Here is an 18,910-nt window from a genome sequence, read left to right on the forward strand (position 1 = left end):
ATGCCTTTAGGTGATTCCTTATCAAACACATTTCCTTTCAAAATTAATCTTTAATTAAAATACTAACGAAAACATCGCTAAATAGCAAATAACTCAGCGCTGTTTTTGCAGTGGTTTTTCTTTCTATATATGAATTGAAAAAATCTGATGTATATCACTTTCATACAATGAATTGGTTCATATCGATTTGCTGTGCTGTAAGTGCTGAAAGTGGCACTTGTTTTAATTCAACTCCTTTTTGTACTAATAATTCTTCGGCAAAGGTATTATTTCGATAATCTCTCATAAAATAAATTTTATTGATGCCAGCTTGTAAAAGTAGTTTGGTACATTGGACGCAAGGAACGTCTGTTACATAAACTTCCGATCCATCAATTGTTATCCCCATTTTTGCTGCTTGCATCAAGGCGTTTTGTTCTGCGTGAACTGCTCGAATACAATGGCCGTCAACCATCAAGTCACCAACTTCTGTACAATGGGGAGTACCAGATACAGAGCCATTGTACCCACTAGCAATAATGCGATGGTCGCGAACAATAATGGCACCAACGTGTAATCGTGTGCAGGTAGATCGTGTCGATAATATTGCTGCCTGTGCAATGAAATATTGATGCCAACTAATACGTTGATCTGCCATGAATAACTTCCTTTATCAAATAAATCTGTTAGAATGATAATAACACATTTTTATTTGAAGGAGCAAAAAACATGACAGAGATTTTAGATGGTAAGGCGGTTGCAAAAACCATCAATGAACAAACAAAAACACGTGTGGCTAAACAAGAAAAACCTGTCACTTTAGCAGTTATTTATGATCCTTCAAATGATGGTAGTCAATTATATGTTGGTATGAAGTCACGTCAAGCAGCTAAACTAGGCATTACAACCCGAGATATACCAATTTCAACTGATGCAACAACAGAAAGTGTTATTCAATTGGTAGAAAAGCTAAATGATGATGATAGTATTACAGGAATTCTTGTCCAGAGTCCATTAGCTAAAGGCATTAAAGAACGACAAATTTTTTCTGCTGTCGCACCGCATAAAGATGCTGATGGTCTAGGAGCGACAGTTCAAGGAATGCTATTTGGCGATGCTTTGGAGAATTATACTGTTGCGGCAACGCCTCAAGGTGTAATGACACTTTTGGCGCAATATGATATTCCCTTAAAAGGGAAAAATGCGGTGGTTGTTGGCCGCTCACAATTGTTTGGCCGGCCAATGTTTGCTTTGCTCACTAATGCAGACGCTACGGTAACGCTAGCACACCGCTATACTGAACCAACAACGTTAAAGACACTTTTAAAAAATGCAGACATTGTGGTCGTTGGTGTTGGAATTCCACACTTTATTCAAGGTGAAGACCTGAAAAAGGGTGCTACAGTAATTGATGTTGGTATGAATGTTGTGGATGGAAAAGCCACTGGGGATGTGGATTTCTCCTCAGCTCAAGGAATAGCTGACTATATAACGCCTGTTCCAGGTGGTGTTGGACCAATGACAATTGCAACGCTGTTAGAAAACACGGTAACTTTAGCAGAACAGCATCAATAAAAAGACAAACAAAAAAGCATCTGGCATATTCGCCAGGTGCTTTTTTGTGCGAAAAAATAGCTAAACTCGTATGATATTGTGAGCTCAAAAAAGAAAGGAGTTAATAATGGAAATTGATCAATTACTTGATAAGGCTGTTGCCGAAGAAACTAGTGATATTTACATATTGCCTAATGATGATAAGTTTATGATAAAGTTTCACGTTGGTGGCTCAATAGTCATGCAAGAATATTTGGACACTAAGACTGCTGAAAAAATGATTTCAGCTATAAAATATCGTGCTAAGATGAATATTTCTGAGCGGAGAAGGCCACAACTCGGACGTTTTCAAAAACAAGATATTTGGATACGTGTCTCGACGGTAGGAGATTTTTTGAACCGAGAAACAGCTGTTTTGCGTGTAATTTATCCAGGTCACCGTACACAAAATTGGTTGGCTAAAAAGCAATTCGATGAGATGAAATCAAAGTTACCTGATTCAGGATTATTTTTAATTTCAGGACCAACTGGATCAGGTAAAACAACCACACTATATCATTTATTAAAAAGCATTGCTGAAAATAAATTAGTATTAACCATTGAAGATCCCGTAGAAATTAATGCCCCGGAATTCGTTCAACTGCAGGTTAACGAGACAGCGGGTATTGACTATACAGAATTAATTAAAGTAGCTTTACGCCACCGACCGGAAATTTTACTAATCGGGGAAATTCGTGATGTTAAAACAGCTCAAGCTGTGATACAAGCAGCCTTGAGTGGCCATCTGGTTTTTAGTACTATCCACGCAATGTCAACAAAAGATGTCGCTCTACGACTGTTGGAGCTAGGCATTGATAAGAGTCAGCTGGAAGCAGTACTAACCAAAACTGTTTATCAAAGATTAGTGCCCACGATAGACAATAAACAGGCAGCTGTTGCTGATGTTGTAGAAGGAATGCCTTTAAACAGTTCACCAAAATTTACTAATAGATGGCGAGAAACGCTTGCGGATGCCTTGAAGGAAGGAAAAATAACAAGTGAAACCTATCAAAAATTTAGCGCACTTTAATAAGCGAGACCAGGTATTATTTTTCCAAGAGTTGGGGGAACTATTATCATCAGGTTATAGTATCGCACAGAGTATTGATATTTTAGCTAGCGCCCATCAAAAATGGCAATTAATACTTAATCAGGTTCAGGAAGGTTTATCAACAGGGCAAACATTATATCAAGCACTCGAGTCGTTTATTAGCCCAAATATTTTATTGCAATTACGATTATCAGACCAACATGGTAATATTTCAAATACACTAGTTCGAATTGGGCGGACCCTTGCCAAATTTCAGCAACAACAAAATAAATTATCACAGGTCATGCGTTATCCAATTATTTTACTGGCTATTCTTGGTTTGTTGTTGATTGGACTAAAATGTTTTTTGTATCCAATGATTAATCAATGGCGAGAAACTAATCAAGAAGTAACCAATCATCCATATGCATTTATTTTCTGTACTGGAATCTTAATTTTAACCTTCTTAATGATGTGGTTATGGTATTGGTGTCATTTATCATTGATTCAACAATTAAATTTACTGGCTAAATTACCGTTTGTGGGGACGATGGTGCGCAGTATTGTTACCTATCAAGTTAGTCAACAATTATCGATGTTAATGTTTAGTGGACTAACGTTACCAGAAATTATTGATGAAGTTGCACAACAAAATAATAAAACATATTCAGTGGCGCTGGCGCATGATATTCAAAAACATCTTAAATTGGGCGACAATATCGAAAGATACATATTATCACAGTCATTTGTTAATGATTCATTAGCTGGATATTTTATTCGTGGACATCAGCCGAAGATACTGGCTCGATATCTCGATTATTATGCAAAAACACAATTCAAATTACTTATGCAACAAACTGACCGTTTTATTGGCATGCTACAACCATTATTTTTTGGTATTATCGGCATTGCAATTGTTGGTCTGTATATAAGCATGCTATTACCAATGTATCAAACCATCGGAGGACTATATCAATGAATATTTTAATAAAACCGAAAAAAGCATTCACACTAATTGAAGCAGCAATTGTGCTGTTTATTATTAGTTTGTTAATGTTACTTATTTTGCCAAATTTAAATGTACAACGTAAACATGCGGTGGAAAGTCATGCGACAGCGATGGCATCAACCGTTCAAACACAAATTGATTTGTATCAAAATGATCATCCCAATCAGGATAATGTGACACTCGCCACACTGAAGTCAGAAAATTATTTAACTGAGAAACAATTTCAAAAAGCACAGGATCTTAAAATAACAATTGTTCATAATGAAGCACGTAAATAGTGGGTTCACATTAATCGAGTCCACTTTAACATTAACGATTGTGAGTTTACTACTTCTTATTGGGACACAAACATTCACACAACCCAAAATAGACAATCAACAATGGTTAGCGACATTTCAAACCTATTGGCAAAATGCAAGACTAACCGCACAACATGAACAAAAAGCAGTTGAGATTATTTTTGATAAAGAAGAGGTTAGATTTAATGATCAAGTGTTAATTTATCCCAAAGGCATAAAAAAGGATACACGACAAAAAATAAATGTCTTAGCAACAGGCTATGTTGCGCCAACCACAGTGACACTGACAGGAGAGCAGACAATCAAATTAATATTTAGTCTTGGAGGAGGAGAATATCGTGTTGAAACAAATAATTCAAAATAAGCAGTCCGCATTTGTTTTGGCAGAATCAATGTTAGCTCTAACACTAGTTTCAGTTTGCATATCATTTGAGTATGAACAAGTTCATCAATTTAACCTTCAAAAGAGCAACTTGGAAAAAAAATTAAAAATTGCAGAACGAGAGCGAATTGATGCTATAAATCAGTGGGAAGAGTGTAATGAAGAGTGATGGATTTACATTGCTAGAAGCTCTGATATCATTGATTATAGCTTCGTTAGTTTTGGCTTCTTTACAATTTACTATTCCTTTTCTAAAGCAAATTTCTGATGTTCCAAAGGAAACGGTTATGCAAACAATCACGCACCAACTCGAAACTCAAAAATATACCATTACATCAACAACATTGACATCAGCAAAACTGAAAAGCTACGAGGGTAAAAATATGTATCTTGAAGTCAAAAATAATAAATTACAAATAAGTGGCAGTGGTGCGGGACAGATAATTTTAATGCAAAACGTAACAGAGTTAGCAGTGGATGACTGCGGTAATTATTTGAACTTAACAATTACAACTAATAAAGGTAAATGTTCCGGTATATTGCACTTAGAAAAGACAGTACAAAATGAATAAAAAAAATGCCTATGTCCTAGTACCAACTATTCTTATTTTAGGAACATTAAGTATGTTATTTATTTTGCAGAATATGGCCTTTAATCAACAACTACGTGCACAAACTCATTTGATTGAAATAGCAAAGATTGACAAGATACAAATGAATGTTAGTACCCAAGTATACAAAAATAATACGACTAAATGCCATTTTGATGAGGCTAAGGTTACCGTTGTTGATAAACAAATAAAAATCGACTTAGGGAATCGAATATATCAGCGCGATTTGCTTGTGAAATAACCTTGAAAAGTAGGCATAAAACCGCTAAAATAAACCTATGACACAAGAAAAAATAGCACAATATTTTGATGCTTTAACTAACGCTTCACAATCTCTGGTTAAAGATACGAACATCAGTTACATCGACGCACTAATTGAGATACTGGAAGACATTAATTCGCGTACTGTCCATCGTGAGTTTGATAAGCCAAGTAAGGATGTAGTACAAGTAATACAGTCAGCAATTGATATGGATTGGTCTTCATTATCACCAGCTGAAAAACGTAAAACACTACAGTTAGCTATTTTGAAAGCTAATAAAGAGGATCAAACTCCTGCTAATTATCAAATCACCCCCGATGGAATCGGTTACTTATTGGCTAATTTCATCAACCAGACAGCTGGTTTACAAGATGGTAATACGATTATCGACATGAACGTTGGTTCAGGTAATCTTTTATGGACAATAAGCGAGATGCTAGATGTTTCAGTTAAACGTATAGGAATTGATAATGATGAAACACAACTAGCACTCGCATCCGCCACAGATGAAATAATCAACAGCGATGAAACAACGTTATACAAAGGAGATGCCATTAGCATAGAAGATACTCCTAAAGCTAAAGTTGTTATAGCTGATTTACCAGTTGGGTATTATCCACTCCAACCAAGTGACAAATTGACAACTCGTCATCAAAATGGGCGTTCCTTTGTCCATCACCTACTCATTGAAAAATCATTGGATTTTGTTGCAGATGATGGATGGATATATTTACTTGTACCCGCAAATGTTTTGAACGGTGATGAAGCAAAAAAGGTATTACAATTTGTTACATCACAGGCACAGCTAAAAGCATTTCTACAATTACCAAATGAATTTTTCCAAGACGCGCGTGCAGCCAAAGCTATTTTAGTGCTTAAAAAGCAGAGAACTAAAAATAATGAAGTGCTCATGGGCCAATATCCCTCGCTCAAAGATCTAAAATCATTGCAAAATTTTTTGCAAGAAATCGAAGCGTGGGTTAAACTAGAGAATGAATAAAATTGATGTATTCGTGGTACTGCCACTTATAATTTAGGTAAGGAAGAAAGACAGGTAAAAAGAATATCATGGCTAAAACAATGGCTGTTAACGCAGGTAGCTCATCACTAAAGTTTCAATTATTAGAGATGCCTGCAGAACAAGTAATTGCACAAGGTGTCATCGAACGTATTGGGATGGACGATGCCATAGTAACGATTAAATACGGTGCAGAAATCAATGCAGAACGCTTGGTTGGCCATTCAGAAGATGACGAACATATTACTTTATCCAAAGATGGTAAGGGTAAGAAGTACGAAAACGTTACTGCAATTAAAGATCACCAACAGGCTATTAACTTTATGTTGCAAAAGTTAACAGACCTAGGGATTATTAAGGACTTTAATGAAATCACTGGTGTTGGACATCGTGTAGTTGCTGGTGGTGAATGGTTTAATCATTCCGTGGTAGTCACAAATGATGTGTTAGCTAAAATTGATCGTCTTGCAGATTATGCACCACTTCATAACCCAGCCAATGCTATGGGAATACGTGCTTTCCAAAAGCTTCTACCTGATGCACTGTCAGTGGCAGTTTTTGATACATCTTTTCATCAAACAATGCCTGATGAAAACTTTCTTTATGCTTTGCCATATGAATACTACACACGTTATGGTGCTCGTAAGTATGGTGCTCATGGCACATCACATCGATATGTTGCATCACGTGCAGCTGAAATGCTCGGTAAAGATTTAAAGAGCTTGAAATTAATCACACTGCATTTGGGTGCCGGAGCCTCAATTACCGCTATTAAAGATGGTAAGTCATTAGATACTTCTATGGGATTTTCTCCCTTAGCTGGTGTTGCTATGGCAACACGTTCAGGAGATGTTGATGCCTCGTTAGTTGATTATATTCAAGAACGCGAAGGACTTTCTAACGAAGAAATGTTAAATATACTGAACAAAAAGTCTGGTTTACTTGGTATTTCGACAATTTCAAGTGACATGCGTGATCTATTAGATGTCCAAGATACTAATGAGCATGCTGATATGGCGATTAGAATATTTATTAATCGCGTTGTGAAATATGTAGGACAGTATGTTGCTGAAATGGGAGGGGTCGATGCTATTGTATTTACAGCTGGAATTGGTGAAAATTCAGTTCCAGTCCGTAAAATGATTATTGATAAATTAAACTACTTTGGTGTGAAATTAGATGAAGAGAAAAATAATGTTCGCGGCAAAGAAGTTGAAATATCAACAAATGATTCCGAGGTAAAGGCCTTACTAATCCCAACCAATGAAGAACTAATGATTGCTAGAGATGTTGAATCTTTGAAAGCATAATTAGATGTAAAAGTATGCAGACGGCTAGTGGACAACACTAGCCGCTTTATTACGATGTAAGAGGTGAGATATGCAGTCTAGAAAAGAAAGACATCAGCACGAAATCAAAAATGCTGAAGCGATTGAGAGAGGCCTCGATCCATTTGCTAATACAACGAGTAGTGAGGGCGGTGGGCCTAGAAAAAAACGTAGGAAGCCCCATCGTTTGATATTACTTCTGTCACTTTTAGTGATAGTGATAGGTCTATTTTTTGGTTTGAAAGTATTGTTGACAGATAATACAGCTGCATTAGATCCGAATGATACAACGTTCAAAACCGTGAAAATACCATCCGGATCTACACCCTCTCAGATGGCAAAAGCATTGCAAAAACAAAATGTTATTAAGAATTCTGATGCTTTTTATAAATATTCATTAAAGCACGGTGCTGAAAATCTTCAAGCAGGTACCTATAAAATATCACCTTCTCAAACTGTGCAATTGATTTTTAAACAGTTGACACTCGGGCCTAATGCTGGTCCTCAATTAGGTAAAGGATATATTTTGGTGGCAACCGGTCAAGATCAGGGGACTATCGCCAAAAACATTGCCAATGAAACTAAATTGTCACAAGACAAAGTGAATCAGGCATTTAGTGATAAATCTATTATTTCTAGTATGAAATCAAAGTATCCGGATTTATTGAAAAATATGTCTTCTAAGAGTAACTTGGCCGATTACGTTTACCCAGCAGCATACGATTTAAATAAAGTGACAGATATTACTGATTTAATGACAAAATTGTTGGCAACTTCAGACAAACAATTAAAGTCTTATTATAAAGATTTGAACAAAGACGGTATAAATAAGCCTGCTGTTATAACATTGATGGCCACTTCTGGTAAAGGTGAATTCGAACACCGTTTGGCTTTTGTCAATAAAATTGCGCCATATGCTCAAACGCTTAGTAAGAAATATGGTATTTTAGCATCAATATCGATAGCTCAAGCAGCGCATGAGTCGAACTGGGATAACTCAAAACTATCATCTAAATACAATAACTATTTTGGTGTTAAAACTCAAGATGAAACACCTGGAAAATCAGTTGTTTTGGAAACGACGGAGTATGTTGATGGGAAACCTGAAATACAAAAAGCACGTTTTGCTGTGTATAGTGATTGGAAAGATAGCATGAAAGAACATGCTGAAACCTTAGTAAATGGTAATACTTGGAATCCTAATCAGTTCCAAGACGTGTTAGATGCAAAGAACTATAAGGAAGCTGCTACTGCTCTGTATAAGAATTCATATGCAACCGACATTAATTATCCAAAATTGATTGTAAATCTGATTGAGACATGGAATTTACAACGGTTTGACAAATAAAAAAATGTAACCGATCATCTAGATTTTCTGGATGATCGGTTTTTAATATGCAGTATAACTGAGTATGTTGTTAATAACTATTTCTTATTTGATTTTAAGAAAAAGTATCAATTTATAAAAATAATCGTATAAATAATTGTATATTACTTAATAAAAGTAAGTGTAAACCTTTAGTAATAGATATTATCAATAGTATTATAATATAATTTTTTTCATGATTTTTATTCCAAAAGTTTAAGAAATTAACAAGCATTTGAAAACGTTTACAGAAATTGTAAAAAAGACTTGTGTAAACGGTTTCACTAATGTAAAATAAACAGTGTTAAAAAATGATGTCTCGCAGAACATCATATGAAAAAGGAGCAATATATAGCATGAGTTTAGCAATCTTATTGGCCCTAGTGCCTGCACTAGCTTGGGGTTCTGTTGGAATCGTCAACACGAAAATGGGAGGAACAGCAGGGCAACAGACATTAGGTATGACCTTTGGTGCTTTGATATTTGGCCTAGCAACAATGTTTTTCTTTGTTATCCCACGTCACATTGAATTAAGTAGTCATATTTGGGTTGTCGGTATTGCTTCTGGATTAGTCTGGGCAGTGGGAACAGCCGGTCAATTTTTGGCTATCAAAGATTTGGGTGTTTCACTTGCTATTCCATTGTCAACGGCCGGCCAAATTGTAGCAAATGCGTTAATGGCTGCGGCTGTCTTAGGTGAATGGAAAACTGCTAAAATGTGGGCAATTGGTGTGATTGCAATCATTACGGTTGTCATTGGAGCAAGTTTAATTTCCGCGCGTGATAAAGCAAAAAACAGCGCGGGAATTGAAGCGCAAGAAGAGAAAAAAGATTGGACCAAAGGCTTCATCTATCTGATTGTTTCAACTATCGGATTCATGTTCTACTTTGTTTTACCAAACTTTTTAAATAAAGTTGGTTACATCTCTGATGCTATTAAAGCACGTGGTAATGGTGTCGATTATATGACTGCCATTGTGGGACCACAAGCTATCGGTCAAGTTATTGGTGCCTTTCTAATTGTTGCCTTCGTTCTGAAAGAATCAAGTATCATGTTTAAGTTACCAACTTGGCGCAATATTCTAACAGGTTTAGTTTGGGCTGCTGGTAATATTTTCATGTTCATCTCAGCTGCCAACCCTGATGTTGGTCAAACTATCGCGACAACATTCTCACAATTAGGTATCATTGTTGGTACTTTTGGTGGTATTTATATATTAGGAGAGAAGAAGTCAAGTTATCAGATGAAATTAATTGTAATTGGTACAATATTAGTTGTGATTGGTGCAATTATCATCGGCAATATTTATACTTTCGCATAATATAAAACGTCTGAACATTATTTCAGACGTTTTTTAATGTAATAAAAAAGCACCTAAGCAGGTGCTTTTTGAATATTGAAATTATTTAGTTACGTTAATTATTTCAACATCAATGCTAATACCATTTGGTAATGGAACGGCAACAGTCTCTCCGACTTTTTTACCAATTAAGGCATTAGCCATTGGTGACTCGTTGGAAATTTTTCCTGCCAAAGGATCCGCTTCTACAGAACCAACAATAACATATGTTTCAGGCTCTTCATCTGGTAATTCTTTGAATGTTACCGTCTTACCTAATGAGACCTCGTCTTTAGCTGTTGCATTAGAATCAATGATTTCAGCATTATCAATCATGTTTTTTAATGTTTGAATACGACCTTCTACAAAGGCCTGTTCATCTTTAGCTGATTGATATTCTGAGTTTTCTGATAAATCACCGTATGATCTTGCAATCTGAATACGCTTTGTAATTTCTGGTCGTTGGTTAGCAATAAGATCTTCCAACTCAATTTGAAGCTTGTCACGGCCTTCAGCAGTCATTGGATATGTTTTTTCTTCAGACATAAGTGTTTCCTTTCAATTTGCGTTTTTTTTCGCAAAATATAACGGAAAAAGCATATCATGTGTGGATTTTTTTTGCAATAGATTTTCGATTAATTATTAATAATATCAACAAGGCGAGTAAGCTAATGATCACACCGTAATAGAACAGAGGTGGTGTATAAACAAAAGATATCTTATGAAGGCCCGGCTTTGTTTTTACTGCTATAAAATAACTAGCTACTTCGGTCGTTTTGACTATTTTACCGTCAACCTTAACTTGCCAGCCTGGAATTGACGGAATAGTTGTCATAATAAGTGGATTTTTTGTTGTTGTTTTGACAGTGCCTTCAATACGTCGCTGTGAGCGTTTGCTTATCTCGAGACTATTCTGTTTCAAATTAGTTGAATCATTGGCTATTCGCTTATTATCAATGTGATACAGCGTCACATTTGTCAGCGCTAGTGTCTGGGTATCTTTAAGCCTGAGCGTAATAGTTTGCAGTTTATTTTTGGCATTTGTGGCCAAATTAACAACAACAGTGTGCCGGTAAGTATTGAATTGCGTGATGACCCTACCGTTAATTAATAAATCAAAATTTTTAATGTCTAATCCGTTACCAATCGTTAGATAATAACTATCATTTGTTGTGGGTGTAAATTGTAAGTCAAGGCTTGCAGGTTTTGTAGGATTTTGTCGAGTGATGATTGAACCTGTAATCATACTTGGTGCGATAAGATTATGCCCAATAGACTTTTGAAAATTATCTACATGAACAGTTGAATCGGTTGATCCTGTTATACCTTGCCAAAGATTACCTTGATTCTGAATGGGATTATTCAAAAGCATTTTGGTGTTCAGTGCACCGGAACTCGCTGCAAATGCGAGTGGTAAAGCATTTTTATTTTGATAGATATTTGTGGTTTTGGTGGTGGCCTTAAGTTGATACTGTTTAGTATCAGGACGGAAACCAATTAAATGTTGGCTAGGCTGGCCAGCATCTTTGTCATCTTTACCGTTTGGCGCAATCAAATATTTCATTCCTAAAAATGCATCAGATAATACGCTACCATTACTATAAACAACATAATTATCACCTTCTGGTTGACCGAAATTGCCAAAGAAAGTCGGTGTTGTTTTTGGTAGCGCCGAACTAAAATGAGCACCACCGTAGTAATTAAACATCATTGAATCGCCACGTGTTCGTTGAAATGTTTGTGCCACGCGGTACCAAGAGTGATCTTTTTTAATTTTTTGATTTGCATCGGAAAGAGCGTGAATGGCATTCTGGTATTCGGTGTTCGTAAGATATGAAAAATGATTCAGTGTTAGTGCTAAATTGCTACCAAGAGAAATGATAGTGATTAGACTGAGTATCGGTAGCCAAATACGATCGTGACTTTTAAAAGTGAATTGGGCTAGTGTTAATAAAGCTAATCCAATAAAAATGGCAATGCTATTACTGTCTATGTAGCTTATCTTTTTGTCGTTAATGAACGCATATGCCGTGATGCCTACAATCGCGAAAAATAACAGAACTAGTGTTATTTTGTGAGGTTGCCAGGTTGGTTGCCAACTCATTGCCGCTAAGTAAATAACAAAAAAACTAATTAGAAAACTAAACCGGTAAGGATACCAAACTGGATATTGAAAACCATGAAAAAGTAAGGTTAGGGGGGACCATGTTGTTGCCAGGATGAGAAAACTTAAAATAACAAACGCACCAATTTTGACACGCCAATGTATGACACGAGTGGTAATAAAGGAAACCAATGTAATTAAAATAAATGCGCTAACATAGAAATTGGCTTGACCACTCTGCATCTGTTCAAAATCAAAGCTGCCGGGAATTAGCTTGAGCAATAACTTTAAAGGATTGTTATCGAATTTAAAAGAAAATTCGGAATTATATTGTGATTTACCAAGTGTTAATTGGAAGTAGGTTGGTAAAATAAGCCACGCAGACAATGCACCGCCAATAATAGAACCAAGAACAAAATGCCATAAAATAATGAGACGACGCTGAATATTAGGCCAAGTGAAGCGCCATAAAAAATAAAGAACAATAAAGATGGCTACCATGAAGCCAATATAATAGTTTGTGATGATAGTAATAGACAACAAGATGCTATAACGCCACCAGGTTTGACGGTAGAATATTTGTTCAAGTTGATAAATGACAAGGGGCAGCATGACAGCTGTATCAAGCCACAATAAATTAAGATTATTAGCGACAAACCAACCAGATAAGGCATAATTGATTGCAAAGAGAGTAACATAGTAATTATGCTGTAAATGCAATTTTTGTAAAAGATAACCCATTGAGAGACCGGCTGCACCAATCTTTAAACAGATAGTCAATAGAATCGCAGCAGGTAAATTAGTGTTTGGCACAAAAATAAAAATGAAGTTAAATGGGCTCATCAAATAATAGGCCCATTCGCCCAACATATCTCCACCTAGTGCGTTGGAAAATGAATAAAAAAAACTGGAGGGGTGATGTAAAATAGTGTACTTGAATGCTGCAAATTGATCAATGTATTGTTGACCTAGATCAACCGTCAGAATAGAATTGGTACCAAAAGGTGCCATTTTTCGATAAGCAAAATATACTATTAAAACAAGAAAAGGAATCCAGAAACTAAGTGCAAACGGTGAAATTGTGTATTTTTTTATTTTACTTTTCATAAATATTACCATACCAAATTTTATTTAAATGGCGAAAAATTAAAACCAGAATCTTCTTCCTTATTAGAAAATTCTGGCCAAATTACTGTTATTTAGTTGAAGAAATGGCAACAGATTCTGTAATATGTTGCTCGGGGTTTAATAATAGCTGAGCAATAAACTCCGCGACGCTTGTTCTAGTGATTGGGCCACCAATAATTTTTTCGTGAGGATCAATTTGGACATTCAGCTGTTGCATTTTATTATCATCTGTTAATTCATTGGGGCGAATGATTGTATAATCTAATTGAGACTCTTCGATACGTTTAGCTGCAGCAGCTTGATCACCCATGTAGGTATTTTCATTGTCTGGGGTACCCAAAATATTGCGCCAAATGTCAGCAGTTTCGGTAGGTATCTCATTGTAAATCCCAATTGTTGCGATCCAAATCAAACGCTTTACGCCAGCAGTATGCATGGCATTAACTAATGCATTAGCGACATTTTTTTGCCGACCTTCAGCGCCAATATTGGCATAAACAATATCGATGCCTTTTAGTGCATGAACTAAGTCTTCTTCTTTCGTTGCATCAAGTGATTTGATGGACTTTTCAGGTCGAGCGTGAAGAGAGGTTAATTTAATTTTTGTATCGGTATTTACCATTATGTCAATCACGATTTTAGCAATTTGACCGTTGGCACCGAGGATTAAAATGTTTTTTGTCATGTCTTCATTTTAGCACGATTGTTTGTGTTGCGGTAGAATATACTTAGAAAGGGTATAGAAATAAACGTGGTGATAGTTATTAGCTTTTACACACGGTTGGCTATACATAAAACATGGGGTTTATATGAGTTTAACTTATCAAAAATTATTAGTAGCTGTACCTTTAATTTTACGTGGTGGTAACGTACCGACAATTGTGGGTGAAGCTGGAATTGGCAAGTCGGCCCTTGTTGCTGAAATAGCTAAAAAATTAGATGCAAAACTTTTTACAACAGTAGTTTCACTATCGGAAAAAGGAGATTTAGCAATTCCAATTCCACCTTTGAATGAGACAGCATTTTTGCAAACTAAAGATTATGGTCGATTGGCTGATATTAAATTTGGTTATACCCACACTTTGATACAGATTATAGAACAAGCTGAAATCGAACCGGATCGAACAATTATTTGGTTTTTAGATGAATTCAACCGAGGGTCACAAGCGGTACAAGGTGAACTAATGAATCTCGTTTTACAGCGACAGATCAATGATTTGGTATTGCCTGATAATGTTAAACTCATCCTCGCAGAAAATCCTGATGATTCAATGCGAGGATTTGAGAATGCCGAATATGCAGTGCAAACATCTGATGCAGCGATTAAAGATCGAACTACGCGATTGGTTATGGATGTTTCGGTTCGTGATTGGTTGCAATGGGCCGCATCTGGAAAAAAGCGGGCACATATACACGAATTGGTTCGCCAATTTATTGCCGAAAATGCCGAATTATTATACCCAAAAAATCGAGACATTGATTTGAACCCTACACCGCGTGCGTGGCAGCGCGTATCTGATCATTTATTCCAGTTGCAACAATTAACCGATGAGCAGCAGGATGAACTGCTATTTGATATCGTGGCAGGAGATCTTGGAGACAATTGTGCCACACAATTTGTGACTTTTGTCCAAGAAAAAACAACTAGTTTAACAGCTGAAGATGTCTTTAATTCAGCACCAAGTGGTCCCAAATTACCACAGACAATACGGGAAAGATTTCAGAATTTTTCAGAAATTCAAAAACTAAACGTGATGAAAACCTTATTATTAACGGCGGATATGAGACTAGATAATAATGCTGGTCGCTTCAGTGAGTTACTCAATTTGATTGCACCTGATGGGCAGTATGCACTGGTAAAACAAATGACGAGCGCGCCAATTTTGGATGATTTATTTGCTTCTGACAACCATTATGCCAACGTGTTGTATCAGCAGATTATGGATATTGCTACACGATGAAATTGGAGAATGACAATCTAATTATTGATGGTGTTAAAACATTGCTTGATGTATCGCCTCTCTATGGTAATATTGTAATGAATTTAGTCCGAGAGATTAATCCACAGGCTGCTAATGCATTAGCATTAAAATGGCAAGGACATCACTGGTGTTTAGTAGTTAATCCTAATTTATTAAGGGTACGTTTTACATCACACAACCAGGTTGCTGCTGCTTTAGCTCATGAGGCTCTTCATGTTATTTGGCAGCATCCGACTCGTTATGCGCTAGAACGAGAGCATAATCAAATGGTTGACGTAGGTACTGACTTAGCGGTCAATCAATATTTACCAAGAGATTTGGGCGAATTACCTGGTGCGATATCTTTTCAAAGCATTAATGAACTCTATCACGTTAAATTGCCGCACAATCAGGATTCATCGACCTACATTTCTTTATTGTCAGAAGTTAATCAAAAAAAATCACAGGCAAAAAAGAAGACTTTGCCAAAACATACAGAATGGCAAAGCGCAAGTAATGCAATAGAAGAAGCTGAATCTGCACTTAAAACTGTGATAAAAAAAGCTAATGACGATACGAAATACGCTGGGCGTGGTAATGTATCGGGTGCGGTTTTGCAAAAAATTAGTGAGGTTGTTGTACCAAAACGTAACTGGAAAAGTATTTTGCGAGCTAGTATTAGTCAAGTGCCGAATAAAAAGAAAGATTCACGAGCTAGATTTAATCGCCGACAGGCTTATCGACTTGATCTACCAGGAGAAATTAGTCGTTATGATACGGAAATTGCTGTTTTTATCGATAATTCTGCCTCGATATCTAATTCACAGGCAAGTATGTTTTTAGCTAATGCAATGCAAATAACAACACAATTTGATATTAATGTGCATTACTTTTCATTTGATACGAAGGTGCATCAAATAAAAAATATAAAAAATTGGCAACGCCATGCCGGTGGTGGGACAACTTTCCAAAGCATATTTGATTCATTGCCTGCTTTAAAATTTTCTCCTTTGCAAACACTGGTAGTTATTTTTACGGATGGTGATGGCGAAAAGGAGGTGATCCAAACCAAATTTAAACGTGTGTATTGGTTACTACCACCGGGGCAAACCTTAAGCATACCATCACCATTTGGAAAGGTTATCACGCTATGAAATTAAAACCTCGAGATCTTAAGAGTTTTATTGATAAGGACATGCGTTACAAACGGGCAGAAGCATTATTGAATGGCCAGTGGGAATCATTGCTACTAAATGAGCCGTGGGGTATGACGATGATTACACGAGCTGATGTTTCTTTTGCCAAAACATTAAAAGAAGCAAATATTGTCAAAACAAATGTTGATTTGTCAACGTTTAAGGGCATACAAATATTTATAAGCTACAACAGTCATCGACTAACACCAGATGTTGTTCAACTATTAAAGGAGCCGTTTTTATGAAAGTCAACTTAGTATTAGCACCAGAACAGTCAGTTTCGGAACTGTTAACATTACAAAATGCGCAACCAAAAAATATATTTTATTTAGGCAAAATTTCTCAACTTGCCGGGACAAATTTACTTATCGTTGATGCACAGGATATTGTTACAAAATTTGCCCGCCCCATTGGATTTGACAGTCGCGTAGTTATTGGACCATTGAAGGGGAGTGTTGTCCATCAAATTGCCTTTCAGGCTAAAGATAACAATGATGAATTGATTGCAAAGTTATTAACTGGGAATGCTATTATGGCTCAAAATGATAATGGTAAGTCAGAGTATATGATTTGGTCGTTTTGGTCTACTCATGATGAATTAGCACGATTTCTGGCTAGTGAAATCTATCAACAAATGCACGCTTTGATGAAAAATCCGTATACTACAACTTATCAACGAGTGATGGATGCTTCGCAGTTATCCTTGACGACTAGAATGCGTGACTTTGACAAGGAGTGGTGGGGATAAGAAATGACGAAAGATAATTTCTACATTTTTATTGTGTGAAGTCCGATATGTCCTTGACAATGTTTTTACCGGCCTGTATGATATTAGATATTAAGAAATTAGGAGGCAACGCATCATGAAAAATATGAATCAAAAGCAAAACTCATCTCAAGCCCTCCTTCTCCTCCTCATGCTGTAGTCATGATGAGGTTTTTCGCGCTCATGACTAACTGGTATCAGTTTTCATGGGTGTTGAAGTGATGAGTATAACTACTATCATTATTAACGATTAGTGACCCATGAATCTTGGTATTCATGGGTTTTTTGTTTGTGAAAAGAAGGAATAGAGAGAAGAAATTGGAGAAGAAAGAATGAAAAAAATTATAATTGTTGGCGCTGCATTTATTGTTGCTGTTGGTGGTATTGCTGCATTTGGAGTAGTCAATAAGTCTAGTAAAGTATCGACATCAAATGTGATCAAAATCGGGGGTGTTTTTGATACATCTGGTGATGCATCTTCATATGGAAAAGCTGAACAAGATGGTGCTGATTTTGCTATTAAGCAAATTAATGCTAATGGTGGTGTTAAAGTTAACGGAAAAAATTATAAGTTTAAAATCATTAACAAAGATGCGAAGACGGACAATACTGAAACTGCTTCGGTAACAAGTAGTTTGATCAACAACGAAAAAGTTAGTGCTATCGTTGGCCCTGTGATTACCTCTGGTGTTCAGTCAGCAGTACCAGTTGCCACTCAAGGTAAGACACCAATGATTTCACCAACCGCTGGTGCAGACAATATTACTTTGCAAAAGAATGGGGATGTTCAACCTTACGTATTCCGTGCACAATACAAAAATTCTTTTATGGGTACAAAGATGGCGCAGTTTGCCACAGAAAATTTAAAAGCTAAAAATATTGTAATTTTCCAAGACAATTCTTCCGATTATGGTACAGGGATCACATCTGCATTTAAAAAAGCTTTCAAGGGTAACGTTGTAGATGTTGAATCTTATCAAGCAGGTACGAAAGACTTTCAAGCAGTCTTGACAAAAATTAAGGATAAAAAGTTTGATGCTATTGCAATTAATGGTTATTACACTGAGGGTGGCGCAATTTTGAAACAAATGCGTGATATGGGGATTAATGTGCCGGTTATTGGACCAGATGGCATTGGTGATCCTAAAACAGCTGAAATTGCAGGAAATAAAAATACAAGCAATGTTTATTACGCATCGCATTTCTCAGTTGATGCACCAGCTACTAAGGTTTCAGCGCCATTTGCCAAAGCTTATAAAAAAGCTTACGGTAAGTATCCATCACAATTTACAGCTTTGGCTTATGATTCAGTTCGCATGATAAAAGCAGCTATTGAAAATGAAAATTCAACTAGCAAATCGGCAATTACTAAGGGATTGGCTAACTTGAAAAACTTTGATGGTGTAACTGGTAAGATGTCAATTGACAAAGACCACAATCCTGTCAAATCAATGGTTATGGTCGGTATGACTGATGGTAAAGAGTCATCTGCCGTAGTTGTTAAGTGAACATATTTTCTAAGAAACGTATGAAACCAC

At 36.3% G+C, this 18,910-nt stretch carries 21 protein-coding genes; 17 read left to right on the top strand and 4 right to left on the bottom strand.

Annotated features, from left to right (window positions below; genetic code table 11):
• Positions 1-160: 160 nt before the first annotated feature.
• Positions 161-637, bottom strand: coding sequence for a competence protein ComE (locus GJV51_04770; protein QGM25311.1), 477 nt, complete (start codon positions 635-637; stop codon positions 161-163).
• A gap of 71 nt (positions 638-708) precedes the next feature.
• Between GJV51_04770 and GJV51_04775 the strand changes: the two genes are divergently transcribed.
• From GJV51_04775 to GJV51_04830, 12 genes are all read left to right on the top strand, one after another.
• On the top strand, positions 709-1,554 hold the full coding sequence (locus GJV51_04775) for a bifunctional 5,10-methylene-tetrahydrofolate dehydrogenase/5,10-methylene-tetrahydrofolate cyclohydrolase (GenBank protein QGM25312.1): 846 nt from the start codon (positions 709-711) through the stop codon (positions 1,552-1,554).
• A gap of 106 nt (positions 1,555-1,660) precedes the next feature.
• Positions 1,661-2,602, top strand: coding sequence for an AAA family ATPase (locus GJV51_04780; GenBank protein QGM25313.1), 942 nt, complete (start codon positions 1,661-1,663; stop codon positions 2,600-2,602).
• Complete coding sequence (locus GJV51_04785; GenBank protein QGM25314.1) at positions 2,571-3,581, top strand: type II secretion system protein F; 1,011 nt, start codon at positions 2,571-2,573, stop codon at positions 3,579-3,581. The genes GJV51_04780 and GJV51_04785 overlap by 32 nt, the downstream gene beginning before the upstream one ends.
• Complete coding sequence (locus GJV51_04790; protein ID QGM25315.1) at positions 3,578-3,889, top strand: competence protein ComGC; 312 nt, start codon at positions 3,578-3,580, stop codon at positions 3,887-3,889. Before GJV51_04785 ends, GJV51_04790 begins: the two co-directional genes overlap by 4 nt.
• Positions 3,873-4,274 (top strand): prepilin-type N-terminal cleavage/methylation domain-containing protein, encoded by a 402-nt coding sequence (locus GJV51_04795; protein ID QGM25316.1) that lies wholly within the window; start codon positions 3,873-3,875, stop codon positions 4,272-4,274. Before GJV51_04790 ends, GJV51_04795 begins: the two co-directional genes overlap by 17 nt.
• A complete protein-coding gene (locus GJV51_04800) occupies positions 4,252-4,461 on the top strand; it encodes a hypothetical protein (protein QGM26106.1) in 210 nt (69 codons plus the stop codon). The genes GJV51_04795 and GJV51_04800 overlap by 23 nt, the downstream gene beginning before the upstream one ends.
• Positions 4,451-4,864, top strand: a complete 414-nt coding sequence (locus tag GJV51_04805; protein ID QGM25317.1) for a competence protein ComGF — start codon at positions 4,451-4,453, stop codon at positions 4,862-4,864. The genes GJV51_04800 and GJV51_04805 overlap by 11 nt, the downstream gene beginning before the upstream one ends.
• On the top strand, positions 4,857-5,144 hold the full coding sequence (locus GJV51_04810) for a hypothetical protein (GenBank protein ID QGM25318.1): 288 nt from the start codon (positions 4,857-4,859) through the stop codon (positions 5,142-5,144). The genes GJV51_04805 and GJV51_04810 overlap by 8 nt, the downstream gene beginning before the upstream one ends.
• A 37-nt stretch (positions 5,145-5,181) precedes the next feature.
• Positions 5,182-6,165 (top strand): N-6 DNA methylase, encoded by a 984-nt coding sequence (locus GJV51_04815; GenBank protein QGM25319.1) that lies wholly within the window; start codon positions 5,182-5,184, stop codon positions 6,163-6,165.
• Positions 6,166-6,233: 68 nt separating this feature from the next.
• Positions 6,234-7,493 (top strand): acetate/propionate family kinase, encoded by a 1,260-nt coding sequence (locus GJV51_04820; GenBank protein ID QGM25320.1) that lies wholly within the window; start codon positions 6,234-6,236, stop codon positions 7,491-7,493.
• A gap of 70 nt (positions 7,494-7,563) precedes the next feature.
• Positions 7,564-8,859, top strand: a complete 1,296-nt coding sequence (locus tag GJV51_04825) for an aminodeoxychorismate lyase (GenBank protein QGM25321.1) — start codon at positions 7,564-7,566, stop codon at positions 8,857-8,859.
• A 374-nt stretch (positions 8,860-9,233) separates the two neighbouring features.
• Positions 9,234-10,199 (top strand): glucose transporter, encoded by a 966-nt coding sequence (locus tag GJV51_04830; protein QGM25322.1) that lies wholly within the window; start codon positions 9,234-9,236, stop codon positions 10,197-10,199.
• Between the two features lie 81 nt (positions 10,200-10,280).
• On the opposite strand, the gene greA is transcribed toward GJV51_04830, so the two are convergent.
• From greA to GJV51_04845, 3 genes are all read right to left on the bottom strand, one after another.
• Positions 10,281-10,763 (bottom strand): transcription elongation factor GreA, encoded by a 483-nt coding sequence (gene greA, locus GJV51_04835; protein QGM25323.1) that lies wholly within the window; start codon positions 10,761-10,763, stop codon positions 10,281-10,283.
• A gap of 55 nt (positions 10,764-10,818) precedes the next feature.
• Positions 10,819-13,428 carry a YfhO family protein gene (locus GJV51_04840; GenBank protein ID QGM25324.1) on the bottom strand — a complete coding sequence of 870 codons (2,610 nt, stop codon included), beginning with the start codon at positions 13,426-13,428 and terminating at the stop codon, positions 10,819-10,821.
• An 88-nt stretch (positions 13,429-13,516) separates the two neighbouring features.
• Complete coding sequence (locus tag GJV51_04845; protein QGM25325.1) at positions 13,517-14,134, bottom strand: NAD(P)H-binding protein; 618 nt, start codon at positions 14,132-14,134, stop codon at positions 13,517-13,519.
• A 124-nt stretch (positions 14,135-14,258) separates the two neighbouring features.
• On the opposite strand from GJV51_04845, the gene GJV51_04850 reads away from it, so the two are divergent.
• From GJV51_04850 to GJV51_04870, 5 genes are all read left to right on the top strand, one after another.
• Complete coding sequence (locus GJV51_04850; protein QGM25326.1) at positions 14,259-15,410, top strand: AAA domain-containing protein; 1,152 nt, start codon at positions 14,259-14,261, stop codon at positions 15,408-15,410.
• Positions 15,407-16,564, top strand: a complete 1,158-nt coding sequence (locus GJV51_04855) for a peptidase (GenBank protein QGM25327.1) — start codon at positions 15,407-15,409, stop codon at positions 16,562-16,564. The genes GJV51_04850 and GJV51_04855 overlap by 4 nt, the downstream gene beginning before the upstream one ends.
• Entirely contained in the window at positions 16,561-16,851 is a 291-nt protein-coding gene (locus GJV51_04860) for a hypothetical protein (protein ID QGM25328.1), read from the top strand. The genes GJV51_04855 and GJV51_04860 overlap by 4 nt, the downstream gene beginning before the upstream one ends.
• On the top strand, positions 16,848-17,354 hold the full coding sequence (locus tag GJV51_04865; protein ID QGM25329.1) for a hypothetical protein: 507 nt from the start codon (positions 16,848-16,850) through the stop codon (positions 17,352-17,354). Before GJV51_04860 ends, GJV51_04865 begins: the two co-directional genes overlap by 4 nt.
• Positions 17,355-17,704: 350 nt before the next feature.
• On the top strand, positions 17,705-18,880 hold the full coding sequence (locus GJV51_04870; protein ID QGM25330.1) for an ABC transporter substrate-binding protein: 1,176 nt from the start codon (positions 17,705-17,707) through the stop codon (positions 18,878-18,880).
• The last annotated feature ends 30 nt before the right edge of the window (positions 18,881-18,910 follow it).

It is taken from the genome of Leuconostoc mesenteroides subsp. mesenteroides (assembly GCA_009676745.1).
Taxonomy (GTDB): domain Bacteria; phylum Bacillota; class Bacilli; order Lactobacillales; family Lactobacillaceae; genus Leuconostoc; species Leuconostoc koreense.

Bases quoted from the DNA above. Each gene is read 5' to 3' on its own strand.
- GJV51_04770 (QGM25311.1), bottom strand. From the start codon at position 637: ATGGCAGATCAACGTATTAGTTGGCATCAATATTTCATTGCACAGGCA.
- GJV51_04775 (QGM25312.1), top strand. From the start codon at position 709: ATGACAGAGATTTTAGATGGTAAGGCGGTTGCAAAAACCATCAATGAA.
- GJV51_04780 (QGM25313.1), top strand. From the start codon at position 1,661: ATGGAAATTGATCAATTACTTGATAAGGCTGTTGCCGAAGAAACTAGT.
- GJV51_04790 (QGM25315.1), top strand. From the start codon at position 3,578: ATGAATATTTTAATAAAACCGAAAAAAGCATTCACACTAATTGAAGCA.
- GJV51_04795 (QGM25316.1), top strand. From the start codon at position 3,873: ATGAAGCACGTAAATAGTGGGTTCACATTAATCGAGTCCACTTTAACA.
- GJV51_04805 (QGM25317.1), top strand. From the start codon at position 4,451: ATGAAGAGTGATGGATTTACATTGCTAGAAGCTCTGATATCATTGATT.
- GJV51_04810 (QGM25318.1), top strand. From the start codon at position 4,857: ATGAATAAAAAAAATGCCTATGTCCTAGTACCAACTATTCTTATTTTA.
- GJV51_04815 (QGM25319.1), top strand. From the start codon at position 5,182: ATGACACAAGAAAAAATAGCACAATATTTTGATGCTTTAACTAACGCT.
- GJV51_04820 (QGM25320.1), top strand. From the start codon at position 6,234: ATGGCTAAAACAATGGCTGTTAACGCAGGTAGCTCATCACTAAAGTTT.
- GJV51_04825 (QGM25321.1), top strand. From the start codon at position 7,564: ATGCAGTCTAGAAAAGAAAGACATCAGCACGAAATCAAAAATGCTGAA.
- GJV51_04830 (QGM25322.1), top strand. From the start codon at position 9,234: ATGAGTTTAGCAATCTTATTGGCCCTAGTGCCTGCACTAGCTTGGGGT.
- greA (QGM25323.1), bottom strand. From the start codon at position 10,763: ATGTCTGAAGAAAAAACATATCCAATGACTGCTGAAGGCCGTGACAAG.
- GJV51_04840 (QGM25324.1), bottom strand. From the start codon at position 13,428: ATGAAAAGTAAAATAAAAAAATACACAATTTCACCGTTTGCACTTAGT.
- GJV51_04845 (QGM25325.1), bottom strand. From the start codon at position 14,134: ATGACAAAAAACATTTTAATCCTCGGTGCCAACGGTCAAATTGCTAAA.
- GJV51_04850 (QGM25326.1), top strand. From the start codon at position 14,259: ATGAGTTTAACTTATCAAAAATTATTAGTAGCTGTACCTTTAATTTTA.
- GJV51_04855 (QGM25327.1), top strand. From the start codon at position 15,407: ATGAAATTGGAGAATGACAATCTAATTATTGATGGTGTTAAAACATTG.
- GJV51_04860 (QGM25328.1), top strand. From the start codon at position 16,561: ATGAAATTAAAACCTCGAGATCTTAAGAGTTTTATTGATAAGGACATG.
- GJV51_04865 (QGM25329.1), top strand. From the start codon at position 16,848: ATGAAAGTCAACTTAGTATTAGCACCAGAACAGTCAGTTTCGGAACTG.
- GJV51_04870 (QGM25330.1), top strand. From the start codon at position 17,705: ATGAAAAAAATTATAATTGTTGGCGCTGCATTTATTGTTGCTGTTGGT.